Origin of the sequence: Reichenbachiella sp. (assembly GCF_965233835.1) — a bacterium.
GTDB lineage: Bacteria > Bacteroidota > Bacteroidia > Cytophagales > Cyclobacteriaceae > Reichenbachiella.
This window is the reverse complement of sequence record NZ_OZ247585.1, coordinates 1720578-1744757: the sequence shown is the minus strand read 5'-3', so window position 1 is coordinate 1744757 and position 24180 is coordinate 1720578. Positions and strand designations below refer to the sequence as shown.

Here is a 24180-nt window from a genome sequence, read left to right as displayed (position 1 = left end):
TATTACTTTCTAATTATTGCGTTTAGGTCTCTTTCAAAACAGGCGATTAGGCCTTTCATTGTTTTGTCTATCGCCTTATCGTTGAGCGTTTTATTCTCATCCTGCAAGATAAAACTCAATGCGTAAGACTTCTTCCCTTCACCAATGCTCTCCCCTTGATAGACACTGAAGACGTTAATTCTTTTGACCAACTTTCTAGATTCTTTTTTTGCCAATTCCATTATTTGTTGGAAGTTCACTTGCTCATCAATCACTAAAGACAAGTCTCTTCTTACTTCCGGGAATTTCGGTACTGGCTTGTACAGTATCTTTTTACCATACTTTTTTAACATTTTGGCCCAATTGAACTCAGCATAGAATACATCTTGGGTTACTTCAGCTATTTTCTGAACCTTCCTGTTCACCTTTCCAATGGACACCAACAACTGGCCATCCTTGGAGATATCTAAACCATAATCGAAAACAGGATTGTTCGTCGGTACGGAATCGAATTCAACAATGCTAAATTTATCTAAAATTTTATGAACTGTAGATGATATATTGTAAAAATCAGTTGACTTTTTATCCACATTCCAACTTTCATCCATTTGCTCTCCAGTCAAAAACACAGCTAACTGTTCGTGCTCCTTATATTGACCTTCTTCTGAAGTGTAAACCCTACCAAACTCAAAGAATTTCAAGTTAGTCTGCTTCCTGTTGATATTGTACTTCAAAGACTCGAGTCCTGAGAAGACCATAGTTTGTCTCATCACACCGAGCTCTTCACTCAGCTTGTTGAGTACCTCTACGTTCAACTTTTCATCCCAAAGACCAGTTTTGGTCACATAGTCAGGGTTTGTTAATGAATTACTAATGATTTCATTGAACCCCTGAGCAGCTAAAAAATCCGTGGTCTTTGATTGAATCTTATCTTTATCAGGTGTAGGGAAGGCCGCCAGATAATCAGCCCCGTAGTTCTCCTCCAGCTCAACATTGTTGTAACCATAAATACGGAGAATTTCTTCAATCACATCTGCTTCACGGGTCACATCTACACGATATGGAGGAACGGTGGTTTTAAACCCTTCTTCCGATTCATTGGATACAGCTATATCCAAATCTTCCAAAATTTCTTTGATCCGATCATGTGGCACTTGTTTGCCAATCAATCGATCTATGTTTTTGTATTTTACATCTATTTCGAAATCGGCGATAGGTTCCGGGTAGATGTCAATTAGATCAGAACTAATCTCACCATCCGCTAATTCCTTTATTAAAATAGCAGCATACTTAAGCGCATGCACGGTCATATTCGGATCTGTGCCTCTTTCAAATCTGAAAGAAGCATCCGTTTTAATGCTATGTCTTGTTGCCGTATTTCTAGCCCAATCTGCCGAGAAGTAAGCAGCTTCTAAGAAAATAGCCTTTGTACTATCTTTCACTCCAGAGTTGATCCCTCCAAATACACCGCCGATACACATGCCATCTTCAGCATTGCAGACCATAAGGTCCTTGTCGGTGAGTTCTCTTTCTTTCTCGTCTAGGGTTGTAAACTTCGTGCCGTTCGGCAATGTCTTCACAACAATTTTACCCTTCACCTCAGCCATGTCGTAAGCATGCAAGGGCTGTCCTAGTCCATGCAGTACATAGTTAGTAATGTCCACCACATTATTGATTGGAGCCAGACCAATACTTTTCAATCGGTTTTTCAACCACTTTGGAGATTCTTTAATTGTCAGGTTGGAAATGGTCAACCCAGAGAACCTTGGACACGCATCGAAATTTTCTACAACTACTTCTACTGGATTTGACTGATTATCAACTTTAAATGAGCTCAAATCCGGAAATGTAGTTGGTCTTCTGAAGGCTGCCTTGAGATCACGGGCTACACCGTAGTGTGAAGCACCATCTGCACGATTGGGTGTCAAGCCAATTTCTATCACTGTATCAGTTTCTGGCTTGAAGTAATCTCTAGCTGGTGTGCCATTCGGCAAATCAGTATCCAACACCATGATACCATCATGTGATTGACCTAAACCAATTTCATCTTCGGCACAGATCATACCAAGGGATACCTGTCCTCTGATTTTAGCTTTTTTGATTTTGAATGATTCACCCCCTTCCGGGTACAAGGTAGCACCTACGGTAGCTACCACTACTTTCTGACCTTTGGCCACATTTGGGGCACCACACACGATAGGTGAAGGTTCATCTGCTCCTATGTCGACAGTCGTCAGGCTCAATTTATCAGCATCAGGATGTTTTTCGCAGGTTAGCACTTCTCCTATCACCAACCCTTCGAGCCCGCCTTCGATTTCTTCGAATTTCTCTAAGCCTTCTACTTCTAACCCCGTGTCTGTTAATATTTCTGAGATGACATTTGAGCCTTCTTTCAACTCAATAAAATCCTTCAACCAATTCAGAGAAACCTTCATTAAACTACCTGCTTTTTACTCTTGATAAAACAAGCCGTAAAATTATAAAATTAGATGACTATGCTGTGCACTTGGGCAGTTAATATTTGAGTGGACTAATAGTCAGTCGTGAGTATTGTGTATTAAGACATGCATTTTGGGTGTTAGGTGTTTGGCTTTAGGTATTAATTTGGCAATATGCTTAAGTTACAGCGCTCGAAAGTGACTACACCTAAAAGAGAGGTATATCATTCTAATTCTGATTCCCCATCTCTTTTGGGTCGCCTGGCTCGCAGCTGACAACTTTCGTACCCGCAACAAAATCACCTAATCTAGACTCAGGAGTTCCCAGTAGTAATAACGCTTCTATTGGCCAAAGTGGAAAGGTCAAATTTCTAACTATGCACTGAACTTTACTTGCTGGATCATTTGATTTGGAATCAACAATCACAAAACCAGTCAACCGCTTTCCAATACTTCTCCCGCCGTCACGATCCTTTATGATCATCACAAAAACGAAGCAAACCGGAATCAAGAAATTTGCAACGTAGTCCGTATTGAATGTAAACTTTTCAATTGCAACTAACGGAATAAGTAGAGCGATTGGAACTCCCGATAAGGCAAAATCAAACATCATACTTTTAAGCCTATTGGTTAATGGAATGCTCGATTCAATAAAACTTAAATAAGCTTTACTTAAAACATTATATTGAAGAAGGAATAGGACTTTCACTTTTGACGTTTACCAAATAAAGTATTGAAAAGTATAATCCCCATGCCACAAGCCATAACAAGATAAAACCAGCGTGGTGAACCCGCTTGATAGGAACGATAAAAATGAAGAGAAGCTAAAAAAATCAGGAGAAAACCTCCCAGTATTCCATAGCGATTGAGCTTTTTGATATTCATGAGAGTTCGATAGTTCGTTCCCACTCTTCGAATCTTTCGATATCTTCCTGCACACTTTTATAAATCCAATAAACAATGGAGATATCGTCAGTAAGCCCTAAAACCGGAATAACATCAGGAATCAGATCCAATGGGGTGACAAAATAGATCAAAGCTCCAACAATCATGGCCAACGTTCGCCATGGAAATTCGCGATATTCTCCCGAAATCTGTGCTTTAACCATGCGAATCATCACATAGATCTTTTCAGAAAATTCCTTCAAGCGATCATTGTTTTCCAGCACTTCGGTCAATTTTTCGCGGGTAGAACCTAACAAATTTTGCACTCGTTTGTTATCTTTTAAAACCTCTTCTGCCTTCTTTTGATACTTTTTGAAATTTTCTTTCTTACTCATAAATCTCTATTTAAAATACCTGCTGAATCTCATTCTTAACGTAAGACAAAGCCACATCTGTGCCTAACTCTTGCCTTTCTATCACTTTCTCAAAAACTTTTCGAGACAGGTCAATACTTTTTGCTTCTTCCTCCAGCTCACCCGAAGCCTCATTCACCAGCATGATTATTTCTTCCATGGCATTCTTCACCATATTCCAGGACTCCTCGGACATGTACACCTGTTGTGACAAGTTGTGACCGAATTCTTCTCTAATTTCATGCAAGAGTACCTGTTGAAATTCCCCCGCTGTCATTTCACCTACATTCAATCTGACTATCAAATTCTTTGGTGCAATGCGTTCGAGAAACAAGCAAATTCTTTCGTAGGCTTGCAAACGAACTGGCAATACTGTTTCGTTGTTTTTGATCTTAATATCTATTAGTCTTTTCTCATATTCCTTATTCAAAAACATGCGAGTCGTTAGGAACATGGCGTATAAAACTGCTCCTGCTGGTAGAATGATTTTTCCGAATTCTGTTAGTGCCTCCAATACTCAAATTTTAGATTGTGTAATCCAAAAATAAGTATTTTTGCTATAGAAAAATGGAAGTGAGAAAAATGAGTTTGGAACCAGTTACAATTACCCCAAAAGCTGTAGAAGAAGTGAAAAACATCATGAGCAACAAGGGTATTCCAGAAGGATATGCTTTGAGAATTGGCATTAAAGGAGGCGGCTGTGGCGCAATGGGTTATATGCTGGGGTTTGACCAACTAAAGGACTCAGACATCTCTTATTCACATCACGAAGTACCTATCGTTATAGAAAAAAAACATGTCATGTATTTGATGGGGCTAGAAGTTGATTTTATTGAAGACTCGGAAGAGAGGGGTTTTTGTTTTAATAAAGAAGAGAGCTAGTATCTATCGCAACCAATTGTCGCCTACTCTCATTTTTACAGATATCACAACTTTTATCTAAGAGAAAAGTTCTTAAGCTCTGTTAAGGATGTATGAAAAATACAATCCTAACATCACCCATCTTTAGCTTCCTACCCATAGTAGTTTTTCTATTTGTAATAAAGTCGAATGTATATGCGCAGTACAAGCTAGAAATACCCAATGGAAAAGTCATTGAAGTCGTTCAATGTATTGATTCACCCAACCAATCCTATGCGGCATATATCCCTTCCTACTATCATGAAGAAAAAGAATGGCCCGTCATATACTTTTTTGAACCCATGGCTAGAGGCAAATTGCCAATAAGTAAATACGCGAAGGTTGCTGAACAAAATGGGTTCATTCTAATTGGATCAAACAACTCGAAAAATGGTCCCATTATTGAAGGGCAAATAGCCTTCGAAGCCATGACCGAAGACACAGAACGGAGACTTAATATAAATCCAAATCAGATCTATGTATCCGGCTTTTCTGGAGGCGGTCGATTTGCACAACTACTGGCTAATGACAACCCGTCCATTACAGGCGTAATAGCTGTTGCCGGCCCTCGCTTGGACCCAAAGGATGAAATAAGGGGCAATTATTTATATTTTGGAATCGTAGGTACCAGGGACATGAACTACATTGAGCACCTTGAATTTAAAGACCTGCTGGATGAACATAAAATAAAGAACGTTCTTCTTACTTATGTAGGACCCCATCAATGGCCCCCAACTTCTTTATTTGAATCCGCGATGAGTTGGCTTCAAATTCAACATCGGTTGGATGAAGTTTCTCCAGGTGAAGTTGATAAATATATAAACTTAGAATTAACAAAACTCGACAGTAGACAAGATCTTGCTCCTTCAGAAAAGTACACTTATCTTGAAGCCATTGACAAAAGTATCTTGCCAATTGAAAATCACAACTTGGACAAGAGAATTCAAACTTACCTGGCCAATAAAGATTTGACCAAAATCTTGAGTCGGTCAAAAAAATCAAACAGAAAGGAAGTTGAAAGCTACGAGGAAATTTCTAAGGCATTGCAACAACTGAAAATTTGCGCTTACAATGAAAACATCCCTTTGGACTCCACAGCGTACTCTTTTAGCTGGTGGCAGGCTAGAATAAAAAGCCTGCAAAAGGCATCTAAAAAAGAAGGAGAAAAGGCAGATGCAGCAGCTCGAACCTTGGATGTTATCCGAGGACAAGTTTTTGGTGTAATCTTAAGGAATGACGCAGCAAACAATCTGAACCACCAATTATTAGTTGGAGAAATACAACTTATGCTTTATCCAGAAGCCGTCAGTCTATTGTGGTCCCAGTCCGTATTATATGCCAAGGTGAATAACCGAAACAAATCCCTTCAATATTTAAAGAAAGCCAAAACCTCAGACCTTGACGGTTTAAACAATCTAAGGGCAAAGTCGAGTACAGACACACAACAATTCCCTTATTTATTCAACGATTAGAGAAATACATATCGGCTACATTGGTGATATTGTTGCAGAAGTGGTAGACTGGAAATCCAGCGTCTCAATGATAGCATATATTAATTTCACTCCGCCCCGAAGCAGCACACACCATTCAATTACACCTTTTTTATATTTCAACCAATTTCACAGTTAGAGAAAACAAAAAAAACCGAAGGATTACTCCTTCAGTTTTTCATAGGTTTCCTATTTCTAGGCAATTTATATCTAATTAATATGGAGATGGAAGCACAGTATTGTCTGAAACATCCCAGAACAATCTAGTACTCATATCATCAGAACCACCAATGCTGGCTACTGCCGCAGAATAGTTTGCACCATTCAAGGTTTGCTCATCTGTTGGATATGGTCTTCTGGTTGGGATTGTAGTCAGGCCTTGCACCAAAATACCATCAGCAGGCATCGTCAACACTCCAAAATCCAACCTTCTCCATTCAGCCCAAGACTGATGACCTTGCATATACATAGCCAACCATTTCTGAACACCAATAGAGGTTCTAAAATCAGCTGCATCATAAGGATTCGCTGAAATATAAGATGCTGCACTAGTAGCGTCTACACCCCAGAAGTCCATAGAAGCCTGAATGGCACTATTATAATGAGTAGCTGGCGTTCCAGTTGTATAGTTTCTCTGAGCTGCCTCTGCAAGAAGAAACTCTACTTCTGAATAGGCCATAAAAATATATGGGAAGGTTGCCGCATACACACCATTACCAGCGGCTATATCTGAAGCACCGCTAGGCTGTGACACATCTTGAACGGGCGTATTATTAGCAACATTATCCTCCAATCCATATATCATACCAGTATAAGTACCAGGAGCATTAGTTACTTCATCAGCATACATACCAATTCTAGGATCACTCATGCTATTCATTAAATCGATCAAAGTTGTACTTACAGCATAATCTTCACGAGTTTTTCTATCCTCATTCAAAGGGTTATTGTTTGGTGCTGAAGTTTGATACGACAATAATGCATCATCAGCATTACTTGCAATCAACCCTCCTGCAATAGCCTCTGTGATAGAAGACTGCACTAAAGTCTGCATATCAGCGACATCCGAAGCTCTCATAGCCACTCTCAAACGAAGGGAATTAGCAAACTTCACCCACTGATCAACATCACCATTGTATATCAAATCCCCTGAAATAGAAACGCCAGATACTATTGCTTCACTAGCTTCCTTCAATTCATTAAGAATATCAATATAGATTTCTCTCTGGTCGTCATAAACTGGAGTTGCAACATCCGCACCTGACAATGCCTGGCTGTATGGTACATCACCATAGATATCCACCAGATTATGGAAAGCCCACGCTTTCATAATTCTGGCAACCTGCACCTGGTTATTTGCCACATCCGTCTCAATTTCGCTAGCCAAATTGATACTATTCTGCAAATCCATTATCCCACCTCTAGCTTGTGTAGAGGAGTTAGATCCTGCATAGTACAATGTCCAATAGGTGTTATTTACACCTGGTCTTAATTGATATCTACTTTCTGTAGGATATGCATTTTGAGCCCAGTATTGCGAATAGAGCAATGAGAAATGAGCACTTGCCCACTCATCTCCAAAATCATCAGCCAATCCTTTTTGTGCTGAGGTTAACAAGTAGTCCGCAGGAACAGCTACTGGCTGATCCGGATCTACATTTAGTTCATCAAACCCTTCACATCCGTAGATGAGTATAGCCACCATTAAAAGGGCTATAGGTTTATATATTTTTATATTTTTCATCTTTTAAAATTTAGAATTAAAAATGCTATTAGAAATTGATCTTAACATCAAAACCAATAGATCTTGATCCTGGTACCTGAGCACCTTCAATACCCTGAACGTTGTTTGCACTTTGTGTCAATTCAGGATCGATGTGCGGCACATTGCTCTGCAACAAGGCTAAATTTCTACCTATCGCAGAAACTGTCACATTGTTAATGAAAATGTTTTCTAACCAAGCCTTAGGCAAAGAGTATGAAAGCGCTACTTCCTTCAACTTAATGAAAGACGCATCATAGATATTTGCCTCCTGAATACTATATCCACCATTATAAAAGAAGTGTGTGTTAGCATCAATGTTTGTTGTATTTACTGAACCATCAGCATATACTCCATCCACTACGATTCCATCTTCTCTAATATTATTAGCAACAGTCTCAGCCATAATTCCAGAGTAGTTACCCCACATGGCGGTTTGAGAGAAAATTTCTCCTCCTTGACTTGTGGTAAGCAAAGCTCTTAGAGAAATTCCCTTGTAGCTCATTGTAGAAGTCAAACCTCCAGTCCAATCAGCCATAGAAGAACCTAATGGTACTAATTCATCAGTAGCCTTGTACGTTCCGTTAGCGTTTACGATTTTCTGACCTTCATCATTTCTGTCATATCCATAACCGTAAAGCTGTCCATAGGTCTCGCCTACTACATGGGTAAAGTTGATGTTGAAAAGTCCTGTGACGTTGTAAGTAGTTAACTCATTTCCATTTGGATCTGTGTATAGGTCAACCAACTCATTTCTGTTTCGAGAGAAATTAACTCCAATATCCCAAGTGAAGCCAGAAGCTGTTTTTATTGGAGTACCTCCTAACATGATTTCGATTCCTTTATTGGTAATCAAACCAGAGTTGATGTACTGAAAGCCAAACCCTGTAGTAGATGATACTTGAACAGGAATAATTTGGTTTTTAGTCTCGTTGCTATAGAAAGCAGCGTCTACATACAATCTATTATCAAAGAATTTAGTTTCAACACCAAATTCTAGAGAATTAGAAATCTCAGGCTTCAATGTAGCATTGTTCAATGTATTTGGTGTAGTATATACAGGAGCGTTACCGAATCCTCCCTGAGGGTTCGAAGCATAAGTAGTATATACGTTGTAAGGATTTGTGTCATTACCTACCTGAGCCCATCCTGCTCTTACCTTCGCGAATGAGAGAACACCTGAAGAATTTAAACCAGAAAGCTCAGATAACACAAATGACCCTGTTACTGAAGGGTAGAAATAAAGATTCTCGCTTGTTGGTAAAGTAGAAGATTCATCTCCACGAAGGGTAGCATCCAAGTACACCATTCCTTTATATCCTACCGAAGCACTACCAAAGAAACTATTTACTTGTTGTTTAGTACCATCATCAGTCACAAATACAGAACCTACAGAGTTAGACAAAGAATATAAGTTTGGTATAGCCAAACCATCCTGAGTTTCTCCTTTATTTCTTCTATAAGTGTTCTTTCTAATATTACCACCTACAAAAGCAGAAAGGGAGAAATCGTTGAACTGCTTATTATAGTTCACCATCACCTCATAGTTGTTCTCGTTGACAAAACGCACATCTTCCGAGTATTTTGAAATCTCCTGAGAACCAACAGCAAATCTTTCTCTTCTACTATCTATATAGAAGTCACTCATTGCTTTCACGCTTACAGACAACTCGTCTGAGAAACTATATTTCAATCCAATATTTCCATAGAAGCGAGTTCTATCATCATCCTGATAGTTTTCATATCTTACCCAATAAGGATTGTTGGAATACTGAGGAGAAGGATCAGAATAACTTCTTCTGTTCCAGGTTCTCTGAGACCCATCAACATTTTTGTAATCTCTCATCAAGGACATGTCTACTTGTCTTTGTCCGAACTGATTAAACTGCTGCATCACATTCTCACCGGCATAGCCAGTACCAGAACGACCCAATGCGTCAGTTCTAATCACACTACCGCTAGTTGAAACCTCCAATTTCTCCATAACCTTTTGAGTCATAGCAAAACTAACCGTGTGTCTTTCTAACTCACTATTTGGCATGATACCAGTTTGGTTAATGTTTGAATATCCAACTCTAAAAGTACCTTGATCCGAACCTCCGGAAATCGAAACTGAGTTACTCAACGTAATTCCAGTTTCAAAGAAATCTTCTACGTTGTTTGGATTAGAAACCCAAGGAGTAGCCTGGTTGTAGAATGGTTTACCTTCATCAAAACTATACCACTGACGAGCAAATAAACCAACATCTAACCTAGGGCCCCAGCTTTCATCAACAGCATAGGCAGGCACATTGTCATTGTTGGCATCTTGACCTGCAAAGGCTCCTCCGCCTCCACCACCGTACTCATTTTGGTAGTCTGGTAGTTTGAACACCTTGTCAAATGTCACTCCTGAAGAAACTGAAACAGCAACTCTTCCTTTCTGACCTTTCTTAGTAGTAATCATTACTACTCCATTTGCAGCTCTGGCACCATAAAGAGCTGCAGCCGCAGCACCCTTCAATACCGACATGCTTTCGATGTCATCTGGATTGATATCCTGAGCAGCATTACCATAGTCAAAACCATCGGCTCCTCTTCTTTGATCAGCAGTAGTGAAATTTGAGTTATCAATAGGTACACCATCTACTACAAATAGTGGCTGGTTTTCTCCAATCAGAGAATTTGTACCTCTAATAACAATTCTTGAAGATCCACCTAAAGTACCAGTGTTACTCACCTGTACACCAGCAATTCGACCAGAAAGCGAGTTCACTACATTGGTTGTAGGTACCTCTCCCAGCTCTTCACCATCCACTTCTTGAACGGCATATCCAAGAGAAGCCTTTTCTCTAGAAATACCCAAGGCGGTTACTACCACCTCCGTGAGCTGTTGAGCATCAGGCTGCATAACCAAATCGATAACAGAACGGTTTCCAATTTCAATCTCTTCGGTAGTTAGCCCTACAAAAGAATAAACCAGCGTTCCGCCTGTTTCTGGCACAGCTAATTTGTAGTTGCCATCCAAATCGGTGGTAGTTCCTGTAGTCGTTCCTTTAAGAACAACCGTTACACCTGGCAAAGTAGAATTATCTTCAGCTGAAGATACTTTACCAGAAATTGTGCGCTCTTGTGCCTGAGCTCCATAGAGAAGCACAAGTGAACACATCATACTAAGTAAGAGTTTTTTCATTGTCTTAGTTTTTAGTGATAAAATATGATTAACGCGCTTATAAACAAGACTAGAAGAATGTCCCTTACTAAGAATTAAAAGAACATATTGAAAAGTTATTTATCCGACGAATACATAAAAAAATGTGATAATTTCGTGATAACATATAATTGCAAATTTTTATTTTGAAATTACCAATAAGTGCAAATTGATTGCAATTATGAATTACATCAGGTCTAATACACCAATTAATATTCTTTATTAAAAGAATGAAAAATGGCGTTACAAAAAACTTATTGATTTTGATTTTTTAAAGAGGGGATTTGCTCATTTAAGCCCTTGCGACTGCGTTAAAGTCAAACCCATTTATTGCGAGTAAAAGACAAGAAGTTCAACGACAACAATTTGAAAGAAAACTCTGCATATCAGATTCTGTTGATTTCAGCCTACGATCCGTATCACAGGGCTGAAAGTAGGCGCGTTTACTAATAAACTTCGTCATTTTTTTAAGTGACACTGAACTGTAAACCAGTTCTTCATTTCGGAAGAATAGATATTCAGTTTTCTTTATATATCTGTCTTTTTTTTCTCCCACATCCAATATTTCGTTATAGTTGTTTGGCTGAAGTACCAATTGGGAGGTTGCAAACAATTGGCACTTATCATTTACAATCACCCGATAAAACAGACTATCGATCAAACCATAATTCTGCAGATTCTTCCCTTGCACATATTTACTTCCATTTTGGGAAAAGGACTTCAACATTCTCCCTCTTAAGATCAATGTCTGATTGTTGATTTTTAATTCAAGGTTATTGGTTAACAAATTAAATTTGGCATCTACACTCTCAATTATTTCATCATCCGGAAATCTAATATTAGTAGGATAAACCGTGTCAGATTCATAAAAATGCCCCTCAATTTCTTCTCCTTGTTCTAAATTCATTCTTGCATTTTGCAATTGAATTTCCACAATTGTTCCACTTTGAATCACCTGAGCTTTCAACACTGGATTAATTAATACTATTGAAGTAATAAACAAGCAGAATCTATTTAAGTCAGTTAATCGCATTTCCCAATCAAATTATTTAACAACAAGCCTTTCAACTCCTAACAGCTTTGAATCTTCCATAAAATGAAGAATGTAGGTTCCCCGAGATATAGTTGCATCAAAACTAAAACTGCTTGCGATATCCAAAGTTGTTTGATCTACTTTCTCACCAGAAAGAGAATAAGCGACTACCACAACCTGCTTAGTGTAATTCCTTCCTTGTATTTCCACTTTGATTGTTTCTCCAGCCCCAGATGGGTTAGGGAAAATTTTTATGGCCGGGGATCCATTTCTGTTTTTGACTCCAAGAACCTCTTCATATTCAACCTTCAAAGTAACCCGAGCAGAGTAAAATGGATTTCCATCAATGTAGGATACCGCCTGAAATTGATTACTCCCTGAAGCCTTTAGAGAAGTAGAAACCTCCAAAACAGAAACATCAGGATCCTTAAGAACAGCATCAACCTTTCCGTCTACGTATAACTCCAAAGAATCGTATACTGCTCTAGCATTAACTTTCACTTTTGGTGGTATCCCACTAATGCAATCAACGCTTAGAATAAATGGCACATTATTGATATCCATAAGATCCAAAGTCCAAATACCTCTCCCATGTGTAGCCGCTATAATTTGATTATCCACAATTTTCAACTCCCAAACAGACAATGCCGGAAATCCATTGCTCAGCATATGCCAACTTTCACCATTGTCGATAGATTCGACGATACCGATCTCGGTCCCAGCCCAAATAATATCTGCATTATGCGGCATAACTAACAAAGAGTAAACAGCAACGTCGGGAAAACCATTTGAACTTGTAAGGTTTTCTCCAAAGCCCGAGATATCTTCCCAACTTTGTCCCAAATCTTTAGTTCGTAAAATTTTTGGAGCGTTGGGGAAAGAAAAGAGTGCGAACGCAGTCTCAGGCTCGATGGGATGTGTTTCAAGTCCTGATATTCTGCCCAATAGGTCAAATGCTGTATAGTTTTCTACAGCTTTGAAAGTAACACCACTATCCAAAGAAACATGAAGTTTGCTTTCTGAGGTCATCCCCCCGCCTGCCCAAACTATCATATGATCGACCAATGAAACAGAAACATCCATTACATAGCCAAAATCAGCCCAATCCTCTGATATTGAAGACAACTCCCAATTATCCCCAAAATCCGAAGAAGCCCACACGCCTCTGCTCGCCACTGTATAAATTCTATCTGGATCATTTTTTGAATGTGCAAGCTTGGAAACAAACGGACTCGAAGGGTCAAAAAATCCTGCCGTCGCAGGGCTCCATGATTTACCTCCATCAATTGTCTTTCTAAATCCGTTATTTTGAGAAGAGGTAATTATTTTGTTCTCATCCGTATAATGCCAAAGCGCTTCAAAGCCATCCCCAAAATTCGCTCTAAGATAATCTGACGAACTAGAAGCACTCTCTTGTCTAGGAGAACGCCAACTGGCATTGTCCTGCATTCCGCATATATATTCATTTTTTCCAGCTGCTTTATCTACTCCATATAACTGACTGGTATTGAATCCCTTCCCTACATGGATCCATTCTCCATCATTCACCCCTGGCAATGTGGATATATTAGAAACAAATATTCCTCCATCATTAGCATTTAAAATTTTAAATGTTTTGTTCTGATCATCATGTATTACAGGGACGAGTAAGTGATGATCCGGATGAAGTTCTGTCTGGTCCTTGATTCCTTCTTGTTGTGTGTTGGCATTGTTTCCGGCATACTGACCTCGAGAATCCGAAATATTATGAGTTATGCGATGGCGAGATTGAACTTCAGATTTGAAAATTTCAATCGATGAAACAGGTAAACCTTCAGCATCAAATGACTGACCTACAGCCAATGCAGGCCACATAAAATATAGCTGCTTAAATGAATGCCCAGCATCCTCAGCTATATTCACATTAGGAGTTTCACTGTATTCTACGCCATTCACAAACAGATACTCACGAGCTACCGTTGCATCTACTGGATCCCTTTCTTCCAAATCCCAAGAACCATCGTTTTCCTGATCTCTAAAGGAAGCCATCAACTGTCTATTATTAGTTCTGTCCCAAACTTGAAATGGAACTTCTACATAACCCTCGTACAAGTATCCACTAGTAGGAACACCAGCACCATCATCACCGTTGCTGCCAGAATTTTTTGCAATGGAAAATCTATGTGCCTTTTGCTTAATCCCAGGCCCAAATAATATTTCAACATCTACGTATGAGTCTCCATCAAGCTGAGTTGCCTCATTATTGGACCCAATTTCCATTCTTCCTCCAAAAAAAGAGGCCCCGAAATTCACAAACTCAATAAACCCGACTCCGGTAGTATCTACACTTCCAATTGCCGGAATTGTTGTACTTAAATCTCCGATTTCCATTTTCCACAGATCCACACCTCCAACATAGAAAATATCCTTATCAAAAGGGTGGGCCATTATGGTATTATCATATCCGCCCTGACCATCCAAATGATTATGATTCACACCACCATTCTCCTCTATCAGGATTTGCCAAGTATCTCCAGCATCAAGAGAGACGTAGACATCAGAATCGTTTGATCCCGTTGGGTTAGCTGCTCCAAAGCCTCCCGAAGTCCCTCCCTGTACGGAAATAAAAACCCTATCTGGATCAACAGTCGAAATATCCAGTTCAATTCTCCCAGAAGTGATAACCTCTGCGCCAATTTCACTCCAGGATTCACCAGCATCAATACTTTTGATAAGTCCAGTCCCATTAATCGTGGCATACTGGATATTAAAATCTCCAGGTCTAAAGTCTAAGTCTTGAATTCTTCTGTTAGTTGTATATTTTTCATCCCATGTTGCTCCTCCATCTGACGACTTAAATATGGTTGATTTCAAATCCTCTTGAAACACCTTTCCACTAGACTGTGATACTGCTGCTAATAGTTTTTCCGGCTCATTGGGATCAACAATGATTTTAAAAATATTTCGAAAATCTGGATTTGAAGCTGTGGAAGAAATCTGAGACCAAGACTCCCCACCATTAGTAGATTTAAACATACCATCTCCATCGATACCTCCTACATTATTAAAAAATTCTCCAGTACCGGCATAGATGACTAAGTCACTAGATTCTGATTTCGCCAAAACGGTTGTAGCCATATTGGGAAAGCTTTCAGACTTCCATGCCCAATTCTCTCCTCCGTCTATAGTTTTCCAAATCCCCCCACCTGCTGAGCCAGCCAGCCAGGTTTCACCATCAGTATCAGATTCAAAATTAAGTAAGGCCCTGGTACGACCGGGAACATTTCCAGGCCCTCTCTCAATCCAATCAGTGTCTGCCTGTTTTTTGCCCCTTGCAGTGGCAAAACCTCTCATTTTGGACAGTTCATCAATTTTATAATTTAAGCGGTAAGACCTATCAGGAAGAGCGACATCTCTTGTTCGTATGAGATAATGATACATCTCTAGCTCTTCAGGCTGATCTTGAAATGGAATTTGAATGTCTTCTATTTTTTTTTGATTCTTACTCTGATTGCAACTAATGAAGTAAACACTCATTAACGTTAAAAAAAGAAGTGAATACTTTACTTTACTTTTCATCTATAGATGGGTTAATAATACTGACGAGTTGATCTTTATAGTTTTTACCAGATACCTTATCTGCAAAACCTTGAAATTTTCTAATGACTATGTGTTGTTCGTCATACCAAAAGACTTCAGAGTAATAAATGGTATCCGAAAGCTGCTCCCGACCATGACTCAATAACTGGAAGAATATTTTCTTATTAATGCTGTCTAATACAGTTACACAGAGTTTATGCGATTTGATACTATTCTGCTTGCACGAAACATTTAAAGAGTTTTCAACCATGGGGTGACGCTGTCTTGAATTGACACAGGCAAATACCAGTAATATCAAAACAACAGAACTGTATCTCATATGTTTAAAAAAATGCCTTGGAAGATAGCCTTCCAAGGCATTTTAATTTTGTTATAATTATTGATTATTCAAACGCTAGAGTCACATCACTGTAACCTGCTGCACCTATGTCATTTAGAGATCTAAAAGATATGGTAATAATGTTGTCATGATCAAAATCAAAACCATCATCATCCTGAGCCGGAACAGTGTAATCCAAACTAAATTGATTTGCACCTGACCCATAGGTAAATACCGAATCAGCCAATCCCTCAACGATTTGATTTGCTTCTTGAGAAAAGTGTCTGCCATAGTAATTTCTAACTATTGTATATGTACTTTCTGCAGCTCCTTCCCCTGTGTTAAATGTTGCGGTAATGCTCACAACATCTCCAGCATTCACAATCACATCTTCCCAAACTGAAAGACTATCTCTCCCAACTTCCTGTCCGTTTACGAGCATATCTGTAACTCGCGGTGTTGTGGCTAACCAAGCATTATGCTCATTCAGAACAACATTGTCGTCAACTCCGGTAACACATGCTCCCAATGTCAAGGCTAGTGCGAGAAATCCGAACAGGGATTTTATACTATTTATGTTTTTGTAATTTTTCATAATTTCAATGTTTACAATTTCAAATTACTGTTTATCCCATGGTTTTACAGTCGAAAACCCAATCGCTGGAAATGTAATATTCATACCCAGTGTAACCCCTGGATCAACAGTCACTGTCCCGATCATAGCCAAACCAAAAATCGTTTGAGCAGTGCTTCGTGGCTCGATTACCACTTCAGCATTACCTAAATCAAAGAAGTTGGCAGGTTGATCTGCATTAGGATGTGCATATACGTCCGTAGCAGAGTAATAACCATTGCCGTTATCAGTTACAGTCATCGTTTGACCAAAAGAAGCTCCTCCAAACGAGGTGCTTGTAGATGTGTAATTCCCGGCCAAGGTAGGTCCAGGACCCACCGCATGCCTTACTGCCACAAATCGAGTAGCAGTAGCAGCAGATGACTGACCAAGCGCATTTGTTGATTCAACTGAATATGTAACAGAATAAACACCTACTGCACTCGCGTCAACATCGCTAACCACTTCCATATCATCAGATATGTCTTCAGCGCCTAGCGTAGCCATAGCTCCGGCATCTTCATAGGTCTCACCTACAGTAATAAATGCAGGATTATCCCCGTTGACTAAAATACTTGGGAATTTAATTTCCGGCACTTCAGTTGACTGCACGTTTAACGTATCTTCCTGAGCCTCAAAGTACTGACAAGATGAAAGCATCATTGAGCAAGCCACTAAGGCTAATAATATATTTTTCATAACATATATATTTTTAGTTATTTCAAATTATTGAATCCACCAAACACCGTCACCAATGTTACCATTTGGCGTTGCATTCGGATTTGTAGAAATTTCAGAAACTGGGTACAGTGCTCTAAGTGGAAATTGACTACCATTTAATGAAGCACCAGTACCTGCGCTTGATTGTGAAAGATCAAGCAGAGAACCAGCTCCTGTTACATTATTGAAATAGTTGTTTCTTCTGGACTCCGCCCATGACTCAACGTTGTTAATTCCACATAAGGCGATCCATTTCTGGATTGCAATCATCTCAAGTCTTTCGGCCTGAGAGCCGCCAGTAGGATACTCATAATTTCCGCCTGCGCCTGTAAAAGCTGCAGCAGAAGCTGTCATGCCAGCGAAAGTAAAAGCTTCCTGCACAGCCTCAGCGTAGGTTGTAGCAGCAGAACCACTTAGCCATCCTCTTTCTTGAGCCTCAGCCTGCAAAAACAAGCTTTCAAATCCATTGATAAAATACACCGAACTTGTAGGGGCTACAATGTTAGTTGAACTTGGAATAGAAGTATCAGAAATTGGAGTTCCTCCAGTTTGAGTTACTCCGTCCCCCTGATTTATACCTACATGCGTACCAACGGATGTTCCTGTAGTTGGTGCATCAAAGTAAAAATCAATTCTTGGATCACCCTGAGCATTGAAAAAATTGATGATTGTATTACTTGCATTGATGTTAAGTCCTGATAAACCTAAAGTAGAAACATCTCCTCTATACAATGGATTTTCATTATTTGAGCCTCCAGGAAATGGGACCATTACATCCTCGCCCGCCTCAATAAACGCGGCGCCATCAGTTTCCAGCTGTTGAATTCCAGCCTGAGCTACACTTGGTCTTGCCAAAGCCTGTCTCATGTAGATCCTTAGCTTAAGCGTATTAGCAAATTTGATCCACATATTCATATCGCCTCCCATCAAGAAGTCTTCCGAACCGGGATTAATTGCTGTCGGACTGAGATCGATCAAAGCCAAAGCCTCGTCCACCATATTAATCAGTCCGTCATACACCTCTTGCCCATCGTCATAAGAAGGGTTCAAGTTTCCATCCTTTCCCTGAAGTGCTTCATCAAAAGGAACTTCGTCCCAAACATCAACCAACATTTGATAAGTGTATGCGCTCAATAAGATCGATACAGCTTCATAGTTTGGAGTACCATCTTCAATAGCTTGATCTCTAACGAACTTCAGATCTTCCAGTGCCCATGCATATGCATGCAACCATGCGGTAGAAGTTTGATTGCCATTGTAAGTATAGTTGTCATAAACCTGATATTGAGAAGCCTGAAAAGCTTGTGTCCAATATTGATTCAAAAATCCAGTCATAATTCCTAAATCCAAGTTCATCATTACAGCGATTGACGCCTCTGCCACTGGCAGTGTAAATGCTGTTGTAGAGCTTTCTGGATTATTAGGGTCTTGATTTATATCTAGCGTGTCATCACATGCCGTAGTAACAAAGACTACAGCCAATAATGTGACCGCTATTTTTCTTATATCTATTTTCATCTCTTTATAAATTTTAAATGACCATTAAAGAGTAATTCGTACACTCATTCCGTATGTACTTGTACTTGGTGTAGTTCCAAACTCATAACCAGTCAAGTTTCCATTGTTTCCGTTTCCAGAAGTAAAAGAATTCACCTCAGGATCGATGTATGTGTTTCTATCAGGTGTATGAATCCAAAGATTTCTACCATAAACACTTACTGAAGCTGTTCTTATAAAAGTTTTATCCAACAGCGCAGCTGGCAATTGGTAGCTTAGGGTCATCTCTCTCAACTTGGTATAACCAGCATCAAAAATGAGATACTCTCCAAAACCGTTGATTGTATTCCAGTATTGTCGAATGTTATTCGATGCATAAGTCAAAACAGTTTGATTTGGTGAGAATGTGCCGTCACCATTGTCTACAACTCCAGGAACTATGAATCTTTCTCTGTTGTTAAATGCTGTTTCTTCTGCGGTACCATTAAAATAGATTTGTCCAACAGTTCTTGAATAAACCTTTCCTCCACTTTTATGATCTACAGTTGCACTAAATGAGAAGTTTTTGTACGTCACATTAGTAGTAACTCCTCCTAACCAATCTGGCTGAACACTTCCAAATAATGCTGGAGCTGGGTCCTGCTGTGGTAGTCCATTACCATCTAGAATCAGCTGACCTGCATCATTTCTTAATGCAGTAGGTGCTTCAAACACACCATACGGCTGACCTTCGATAGCCTTCAATGGGAAGTTGGCCAAACCAAAACCAATTGTAATATCACCATTTGGTAGAGATGTGATTTTGTTATCTATCTTAGTATAGTTCACCAAGAATTCAACTGTCAAATTGCTGGTTTTAACAGGAGTACCTCTAAACAACACTTCCCAACCTTTATTTTCGATTGTGCCGGCATTAAGAACCTGACTTGAAAATCCTGATGAAGGTGGTGCCTGAGCAGTTACAATTTGATCTTCGGAAACTTTACTGAAATAGGCCAAATCAAGTCCGATTCTGTTATTCACAAACCTCAAATCTGCTCCGATTTCAAACTCCTTGGTTCTTTCTGGCTTCAAACCAGGATTACCAATTCTATTTCCTTCAGTAAATCCAGCTACTCCGTTGAGTGGAAAGTCTACCGATCCAAAGTTACCTGCAATACCAAACCCAGTCTGAGGTGCAAAGAATATCGAATTTGTCCTGTATGATGGGGCATCATTTCCTACTTCTGCATAACTCGCACGCACCTTGGCGAAGGTGAGAATATTATCTATTCCTAAGTCAAATGCATCGGTCAGTACAATACTCGTATTTACACTAGGGTATCCAAATGAATTGTTCCCTAAAGGCAAAGTAGAAGACCAATCCTGTCTATAAGTTGCTCCCAAAAACAAGAACCCTTTATAAGAAAGATCTATCTGACCGTAGGCTCCCATCAGCTTTCTAAATGCTGTCGTCTCGCCAACAGATGGACTTACTGCTCCGTTACTGATATTTTCGAATCCAGGGATAGAAGTCTGATTCACATTTGCAAAAAAGGCTCTAGCATATCGTTGATTATAGTTATAACCCACCAATGCATTTAAGTTCAACCCATTAGCAATATCCTTGTTCACAGATGCAATAAAATTGGCATCCAATTGTCTATTGGTATACGCTTCCTCCTGTATAAAACCAGGTTCATCGGCTCCTCCATTTGGGCTAATTGGGGAAGCAATTCTTCGTTGTTTCACCCTGGTTCGATCATCTCCAGACACATCAGAACCTACTCTAGCCGTCAAGGTCAAGATTTCAATCGGTTTATAATTGATTGTGAAGTTTCCATAGTATCTGTTCAATTCTTTTACATAAGAATCATTGAACAAATTATAATATGGGTTTTGAATAAATGGAGTGTAATACCAATCAACACCATTGTATGGATTGCTCAGATCTCTTTGCTCAATAAGGCTAATCGATCTACTTGTTTGCAATACCTGATTATAAGGAGATTCGCCTCCTTGACCATTTATGGCCAAATCGTTCTTCTGTCTAACCACATTGATGTTGGCCGAGAAGTCCAACTTTTCGTTCATTTTTGCAGAACCAGCAAGTGAAAAAGTATTTCTTCTCAAATCTGTATTCGGAATAACACCTGACTGATTCAAATCAGAAAAGGACATCCTAAAACTCGCCGCCTGCGTACCTCCAGACAAAGCAATACTATTAGTGAGCATTCCACCTATTTCAAAGTACTCTCTAAGGTTATCAGGAAGTGCAACATAAGGCTTTACTCTTTGTGTATTGAAATATGGGCTTGATCTATCAAGAATTACTGATCCATAAGGACGGAGCGAACCATCAAACTCATCACCCCAGCTTTCCTGATCGTTAAGAAATCCGTAGTTGTCTCCTTGTTGCCCTTGCCCAAATTGATTTTGCAATTCTGGCAACATCAACACTCTTTCGAAAGTATAAGAGGAGTTTAGTTCAACATTAATTCGACCTTGGGTGTCCTGTCCTTTTTTTGTAGTAATTACAATCACACCATTCGCCGCTCTTGAACCATACAATGCCGCAGCAGATGCACCTTTTAATATGGATACTGAAGCAATGTCTTCAGGATTGATGTCATTTATTGCATTACCTCCGTCTACAGATCCAGTGAGTACTCCACCGTTGTTGTTATTGGAGTTGTTCACCGGAACCCCATCCACAATAAACAGAGCACTATTGTTACCCGTAAGGGAAGAAGTTCCTCTCATTACAATGTTGGTAGAGGCTCCAGGTGCCCCTGAGGCGTTTGTTATTTGAACTCCTGCAACTTTTCCTTGAAAAGCTTGAAGGGCACTCCTAGTTTGAGATTGAACTAAATCTTTGGATTGCAATTCTTGAACTGCATAGCCAAGGGCCTTTTTCTCCCGAGCCATTCCAAATGAAGTAATTACCACCTCATTTAGCTGCTTCGCATCTGTTGCCATTGCCAAATCGATCACCGAACGATTACCAATCTCAATTTCCTGAGAGGCCATACCAACAAACGAGAACACCAGAACTCCTCCTTCCGATGGAACACTTAACTTCCAGTTTCCATCAAGATCCGTTGTGGCACCTACTGTTGTACCCTTCAGGATTACCGTTACCCCAGGCAGTGTCGAACCATCCTCCTCGGATGTGACCTTACCAGACACGGTTCGATCTTGCGCCCACGACTCTCCGATGAGCGCAGACAGCAACATGATAATTAGTAGTAGTTTTCTCATATTGTCTTAGTTTTTAATGATAAAATATGTTTAACTGGCCTTTTAAAAGGTCAGCCTATTTTTACCCTTACGGCACTAAGACAAAAAAATAGATTAGTTATTTCACGGACATTTACTCTAAAAAAAGTAATAATAAGGTATAAGGGTGTAACTACAGATATAAATTCCTACTGATCAGATATTCCCAAAATTTTAAACTCAATCCTTCTATTTTTTGACTGGTTTTCCAAATTATCATTGGGGGCAATTGGAAGAGTCTGCCCATAGCCTTTATAAGAAATCTGTTCGTCACCAATTCTTTTGAAACGTAAAAAATCGTATACAGACTTAGCTCTTTTGGTTGATAATTCAAGGTTATAGTCAGCAGACCCAACGTTATCTGTATGACCTGAAATTTCCACTTTCACCTGAGGATTTTGCTTTAGAAAACTATACACTTCTTTAAGCTCAGACATAGACTTTCGCTGAAGAGAGTATTCGTTGAAATCAAAGAAAATATTACCCAAAACAGTAGTAGTACCAACCTTGACTGGCTCTAATTTGACATCAAGTAAATTTGAATCGAAGGCATCAATATCATCGAATGAAAATGAAAAATCCTGAAATAGATAGCCAGGAGAGGATATATATAGCCCATACTGATTTGATTCGGATAACACAACAGTGTAATCACCGGTCTTCATATCTGACAAAAGTTCAGAATAATATTTCTCGTTATTCAATTTATACAACTTAATATTCGCCCGAAGTGGGGTCCCCGTATCAGCATCAGTTACAGTACCTTTCAGGTAAGAACTTCGGTTCGAAACACGAAAGCTATCGGGTAGATCAAAGCTGTATAATTTACTTTCAAAACTACCTCGATCTTTCTTTTCTATGGTGTAATATCCCTTCTCACCATTAGAAGAAATATAGAGCGATAGTTGGTCATGGGCATCATTTAATGGGTAGCCCAAATTGACTGGGTCAGACCAGATGGAATCAGTTTTTTCACTCATATAAATATCTAATCCTCCCAACCCAATTTTGCCATTGGATGAGTAATATATAGACTCACCATTTGCATGAATAAAGGGTGAAATTTCGTCTTTATTTGTATTAATTTTTTTTCCAAGATTTACTGCCGCTCCCCACTTTCCTTTCTTGTTTTTACTAGATGACCAAATATCCTTCCGACCATAGCCCCCCTGTCTATTAGAAACAAAATAAATCGTGCGCCCATCTGCTGAGAGTGAAGCTTGAGCTTCCCACGCGGCCGAGTTGATCATATTGCCCATATTTTCGGGAGTAGACCAGTTGTCGCCCTCCTTATAGGAAACATAAATATCACAGCTTCCAAACCCTCGGCGTCCATCACAAGAGGTAAACACTAGCATTCGTCCATCGGCAGACAAAGACGCCGCCCCTTCATTGTAGGCTGAGTTAATATTCTCTGAAACTGACTGAGGCATCGACCAACTTCCATCTTCCAGTTTGTCGCTATAAAAAATATCCTCATCCTGTTGTACGGACAGCCCTTCACGACGAGTAAAGTAAATCGTCTGCTGGTCTACAGAAAGCACTGGAAAGTACTGCAGCGCAAACGAATTGGCATGATCCGGTAAAATTTGTATATTATACTCAAACGGAGCCTCCATTGCTACCAAGGCAAATTGACAGTTATCTACCATCACTTCGGCCTGTTGTCGTTTTTTTATTTCAGTATTGTCTCTGGATAAGTAATGAGCTAAATAAGCTTTAGCTTCTTCGTAGTTGGCTTGCTTAAAATAAATTTCGCCAATCAAAAAGTATGCATAAATGGACTTAGAGTAATCAGGATCTATTTCCAAAGCCTTTTGTAAGGCCACCAGCGTTTCATCGAACCTACCCAACCTATAATTGGCACTACCCATAGCCAACCAAACTTCAATGAAGTTGGGGTCCTTATCCAATGCATCTTGCAACGGCTCAAAAGCCTCCCGAAATTGAGCTCTTTTTAAGTATTGCCGAGCTTCTTCATAGTACTTTTCGGCTCTTTTATCTGTGGTATGATACTTTGTGTATTGGCCAAATACGCTAAAGCAAGTGAGGAAAAATAAGGTGGTAATGGCAATTCTCATAAGACTCGTTTTATGCAATAACG

General features: G+C 39.5%; 17 protein-coding genes. 2 read left to right on the top strand and 15 right to left on the bottom strand.

Annotated features, from left to right (window positions below):
- Positions 1 to 2 precede the first annotated feature (2 nt).
- The 5 genes from pheT to ACO6S2_RS07575 form a co-directional block, all read right to left on the bottom strand.
- Entirely contained in the window at positions 3 to 2414 is a 2412-nt protein-coding gene (gene pheT / locus ACO6S2_RS07595) for a phenylalanine--tRNA ligase subunit beta (RefSeq protein WP_422361896.1), read from the bottom strand.
- Between the two features lie 232 nt (positions 2415 to 2646).
- Positions 2647 to 3126, bottom strand: a complete 480-nt coding sequence (locus ACO6S2_RS07590) for an RDD family protein (protein ID WP_422361895.1) — start codon at positions 3124 to 3126, stop codon at positions 2647 to 2649.
- Entirely contained in the window at positions 3123 to 3302 is a 180-nt protein-coding gene (locus ACO6S2_RS07585; RefSeq protein ID WP_422361894.1) for a hypothetical protein, read from the bottom strand. Before ACO6S2_RS07585 ends, ACO6S2_RS07590 begins: the two co-directional genes overlap by 4 nt.
- Entirely contained in the window at positions 3299 to 3697 is a 399-nt protein-coding gene (locus ACO6S2_RS07580; protein WP_422361893.1) for a YkvA family protein, read from the bottom strand. Before ACO6S2_RS07580 ends, ACO6S2_RS07585 begins: the two co-directional genes overlap by 4 nt.
- 10 nt (positions 3698 to 3707) lie before the next feature.
- Positions 3708 to 4229 (bottom strand): hypothetical protein, encoded by a 522-nt coding sequence (locus tag ACO6S2_RS07575; RefSeq protein WP_422361892.1) that lies wholly within the window; start codon positions 4227 to 4229, stop codon positions 3708 to 3710.
- A gap of 53 nt (positions 4230 to 4282) precedes the next feature.
- Between ACO6S2_RS07575 and ACO6S2_RS07570 the strand changes: the two genes are divergently transcribed.
- Together ACO6S2_RS07570 and ACO6S2_RS07565 are read left to right on the top strand one after the other, a co-directional pair.
- Positions 4283 to 4597: a HesB/IscA family protein gene (locus ACO6S2_RS07570; protein WP_422361891.1), complete on the top strand. Its 315-nt coding sequence runs from the start codon at positions 4283 to 4285 to the stop codon at positions 4595 to 4597.
- 92 nt (positions 4598 to 4689) lie between these two features.
- Positions 4690 to 6087, top strand: a complete 1398-nt coding sequence (locus tag ACO6S2_RS07565) for a hypothetical protein (protein WP_422361890.1) — start codon at positions 4690 to 4692, stop codon at positions 6085 to 6087.
- A 232-nt stretch (positions 6088 to 6319) separates the two neighbouring features.
- Here ACO6S2_RS07565 and ACO6S2_RS07560 read toward each other — a convergent pair whose 3' ends face one another.
- From ACO6S2_RS07560 to ACO6S2_RS07515, 10 genes are all read right to left on the bottom strand, one after another.
- Positions 6320 to 7849, bottom strand: coding sequence for a SusD/RagB family nutrient-binding outer membrane lipoprotein (locus tag ACO6S2_RS07560; RefSeq protein ID WP_422361889.1), 1530 nt, complete (start codon positions 7847 to 7849; stop codon positions 6320 to 6322).
- Between the two features lie 28 nt (positions 7850 to 7877).
- The gene (locus ACO6S2_RS07555) at positions 7878 to 11039 is read right to left on the bottom strand and encodes a SusC/RagA family TonB-linked outer membrane protein (RefSeq protein WP_422361888.1); all 3162 of its coding nucleotides are present in this window, start codon (positions 11037 to 11039) and stop codon (positions 7878 to 7880) included.
- Positions 11040 to 11409: 370 nt separating this feature from the next.
- On the bottom strand, positions 11410 to 11964 hold the full coding sequence (locus ACO6S2_RS07550) for a hypothetical protein (protein ID WP_422361887.1): 555 nt from the start codon (positions 11962 to 11964) through the stop codon (positions 11410 to 11412).
- Between the two features lie 138 nt (positions 11965 to 12102).
- Positions 12103 to 15648: a T9SS type A sorting domain-containing protein gene (locus tag ACO6S2_RS07545; RefSeq protein ID WP_422361886.1), complete on the bottom strand. Its 3546-nt coding sequence runs from the start codon at positions 15646 to 15648 to the stop codon at positions 12103 to 12105.
- Complete coding sequence (locus ACO6S2_RS07540; protein ID WP_422361885.1) at positions 15638 to 15988, bottom strand: hypothetical protein; 351 nt, start codon at positions 15986 to 15988, stop codon at positions 15638 to 15640. The genes ACO6S2_RS07545 and ACO6S2_RS07540 overlap by 11 nt, the downstream gene beginning before the upstream one ends.
- Before the next feature lie 64 nt (positions 15989 to 16052).
- Complete coding sequence (locus ACO6S2_RS07535) at positions 16053 to 16583, bottom strand: hypothetical protein (protein WP_422361884.1); 531 nt, start codon at positions 16581 to 16583, stop codon at positions 16053 to 16055.
- 24 nt (positions 16584 to 16607) lie between these two features.
- Positions 16608 to 17300, bottom strand: coding sequence for an immunoglobulin-like domain-containing protein (locus tag ACO6S2_RS07530; RefSeq protein ID WP_422361883.1), 693 nt, complete (start codon positions 17298 to 17300; stop codon positions 16608 to 16610).
- Positions 17301 to 17327: 27 nt separating this feature from the next.
- Complete coding sequence (locus tag ACO6S2_RS07525) at positions 17328 to 18839, bottom strand: SusD/RagB family nutrient-binding outer membrane lipoprotein (protein WP_422361882.1); 1512 nt, start codon at positions 18837 to 18839, stop codon at positions 17328 to 17330.
- A gap of 24 nt (positions 18840 to 18863) precedes the next feature.
- Positions 18864 to 22058 carry a SusC/RagA family TonB-linked outer membrane protein gene (locus ACO6S2_RS07520; protein ID WP_422361881.1) on the bottom strand — a complete coding sequence of 1065 codons (3195 nt, stop codon included), beginning with the start codon at positions 22056 to 22058 and terminating at the stop codon, positions 18864 to 18866.
- A gap of 167 nt (positions 22059 to 22225) precedes the next feature.
- Entirely contained in the window at positions 22226 to 24157 is a 1932-nt protein-coding gene (locus tag ACO6S2_RS07515; protein WP_422361880.1) for an OmpA family protein, read from the bottom strand.
- Between the last annotated feature and the right edge of the window lie 23 nt (positions 24158 to 24180).

Bases quoted from the DNA above. Each gene is read 5' to 3' on its own strand.
- ACO6S2_RS07545 (WP_422361886.1), bottom strand. From the start codon at position 15,648: ATGAAAAGTAAAGTAAAGTATTCACTTCTTTTTTTAACGTTAATGAGT.
- ACO6S2_RS07550 (WP_422361887.1), bottom strand. From the start codon at position 11,964: ATGAATTTAGAACAAGGAGAAGAAATTGAGGGGCATTTTTATGAATCT.
- ACO6S2_RS07585 (WP_422361894.1), bottom strand. From the start codon at position 3,302: ATGAATATCAAAAAGCTCAATCGCTATGGAATACTGGGAGGTTTTCTC.
- ACO6S2_RS07530 (WP_422361883.1), bottom strand. From the start codon at position 17,300: ATGAAAAATATATTATTAGCCTTAGTGGCTTGCTCAATGATGCTTTCA.
- ACO6S2_RS07520 (WP_422361881.1), bottom strand. From the start codon at position 22,058: ATGAGAAAACTACTACTAATTATCATGTTGCTGTCTGCGCTCATCGGA.
- ACO6S2_RS07560 (WP_422361889.1), bottom strand. From the start codon at position 7,849: ATGAAAAATATAAAAATATATAAACCTATAGCCCTTTTAATGGTGGCT.
- ACO6S2_RS07515 (WP_422361880.1), bottom strand. From the start codon at position 24,157: ATGAGAATTGCCATTACCACCTTATTTTTCCTCACTTGCTTTAGCGTA.
- ACO6S2_RS07580 (WP_422361893.1), bottom strand. From the start codon at position 3,697: ATGAGTAAGAAAGAAAATTTCAAAAAGTATCAAAAGAAGGCAGAAGAG.
- ACO6S2_RS07555 (WP_422361888.1), bottom strand. From the start codon at position 11,039: ATGAAAAAACTCTTACTTAGTATGATGTGTTCACTTGTGCTTCTCTAT.
- pheT (WP_422361896.1), bottom strand. From the start codon at position 2,414: ATGAAGGTTTCTCTGAATTGGTTGAAGGATTTTATTGAGTTGAAAGAA.
- ACO6S2_RS07570 (WP_422361891.1), top strand. From the start codon at position 4,283: ATGGAAGTGAGAAAAATGAGTTTGGAACCAGTTACAATTACCCCAAAA.
- ACO6S2_RS07525 (WP_422361882.1), bottom strand. From the start codon at position 18,839: ATGAAAATAGATATAAGAAAAATAGCGGTCACATTATTGGCTGTAGTC.
- ACO6S2_RS07535 (WP_422361884.1), bottom strand. From the start codon at position 16,583: ATGAAAAATTACAAAAACATAAATAGTATAAAATCCCTGTTCGGATTT.
- ACO6S2_RS07565 (WP_422361890.1), top strand. From the start codon at position 4,690: ATGAAAAATACAATCCTAACATCACCCATCTTTAGCTTCCTACCCATA.
- ACO6S2_RS07540 (WP_422361885.1), bottom strand. From the start codon at position 15,988: ATGAGATACAGTTCTGTTGTTTTGATATTACTGGTATTTGCCTGTGTC.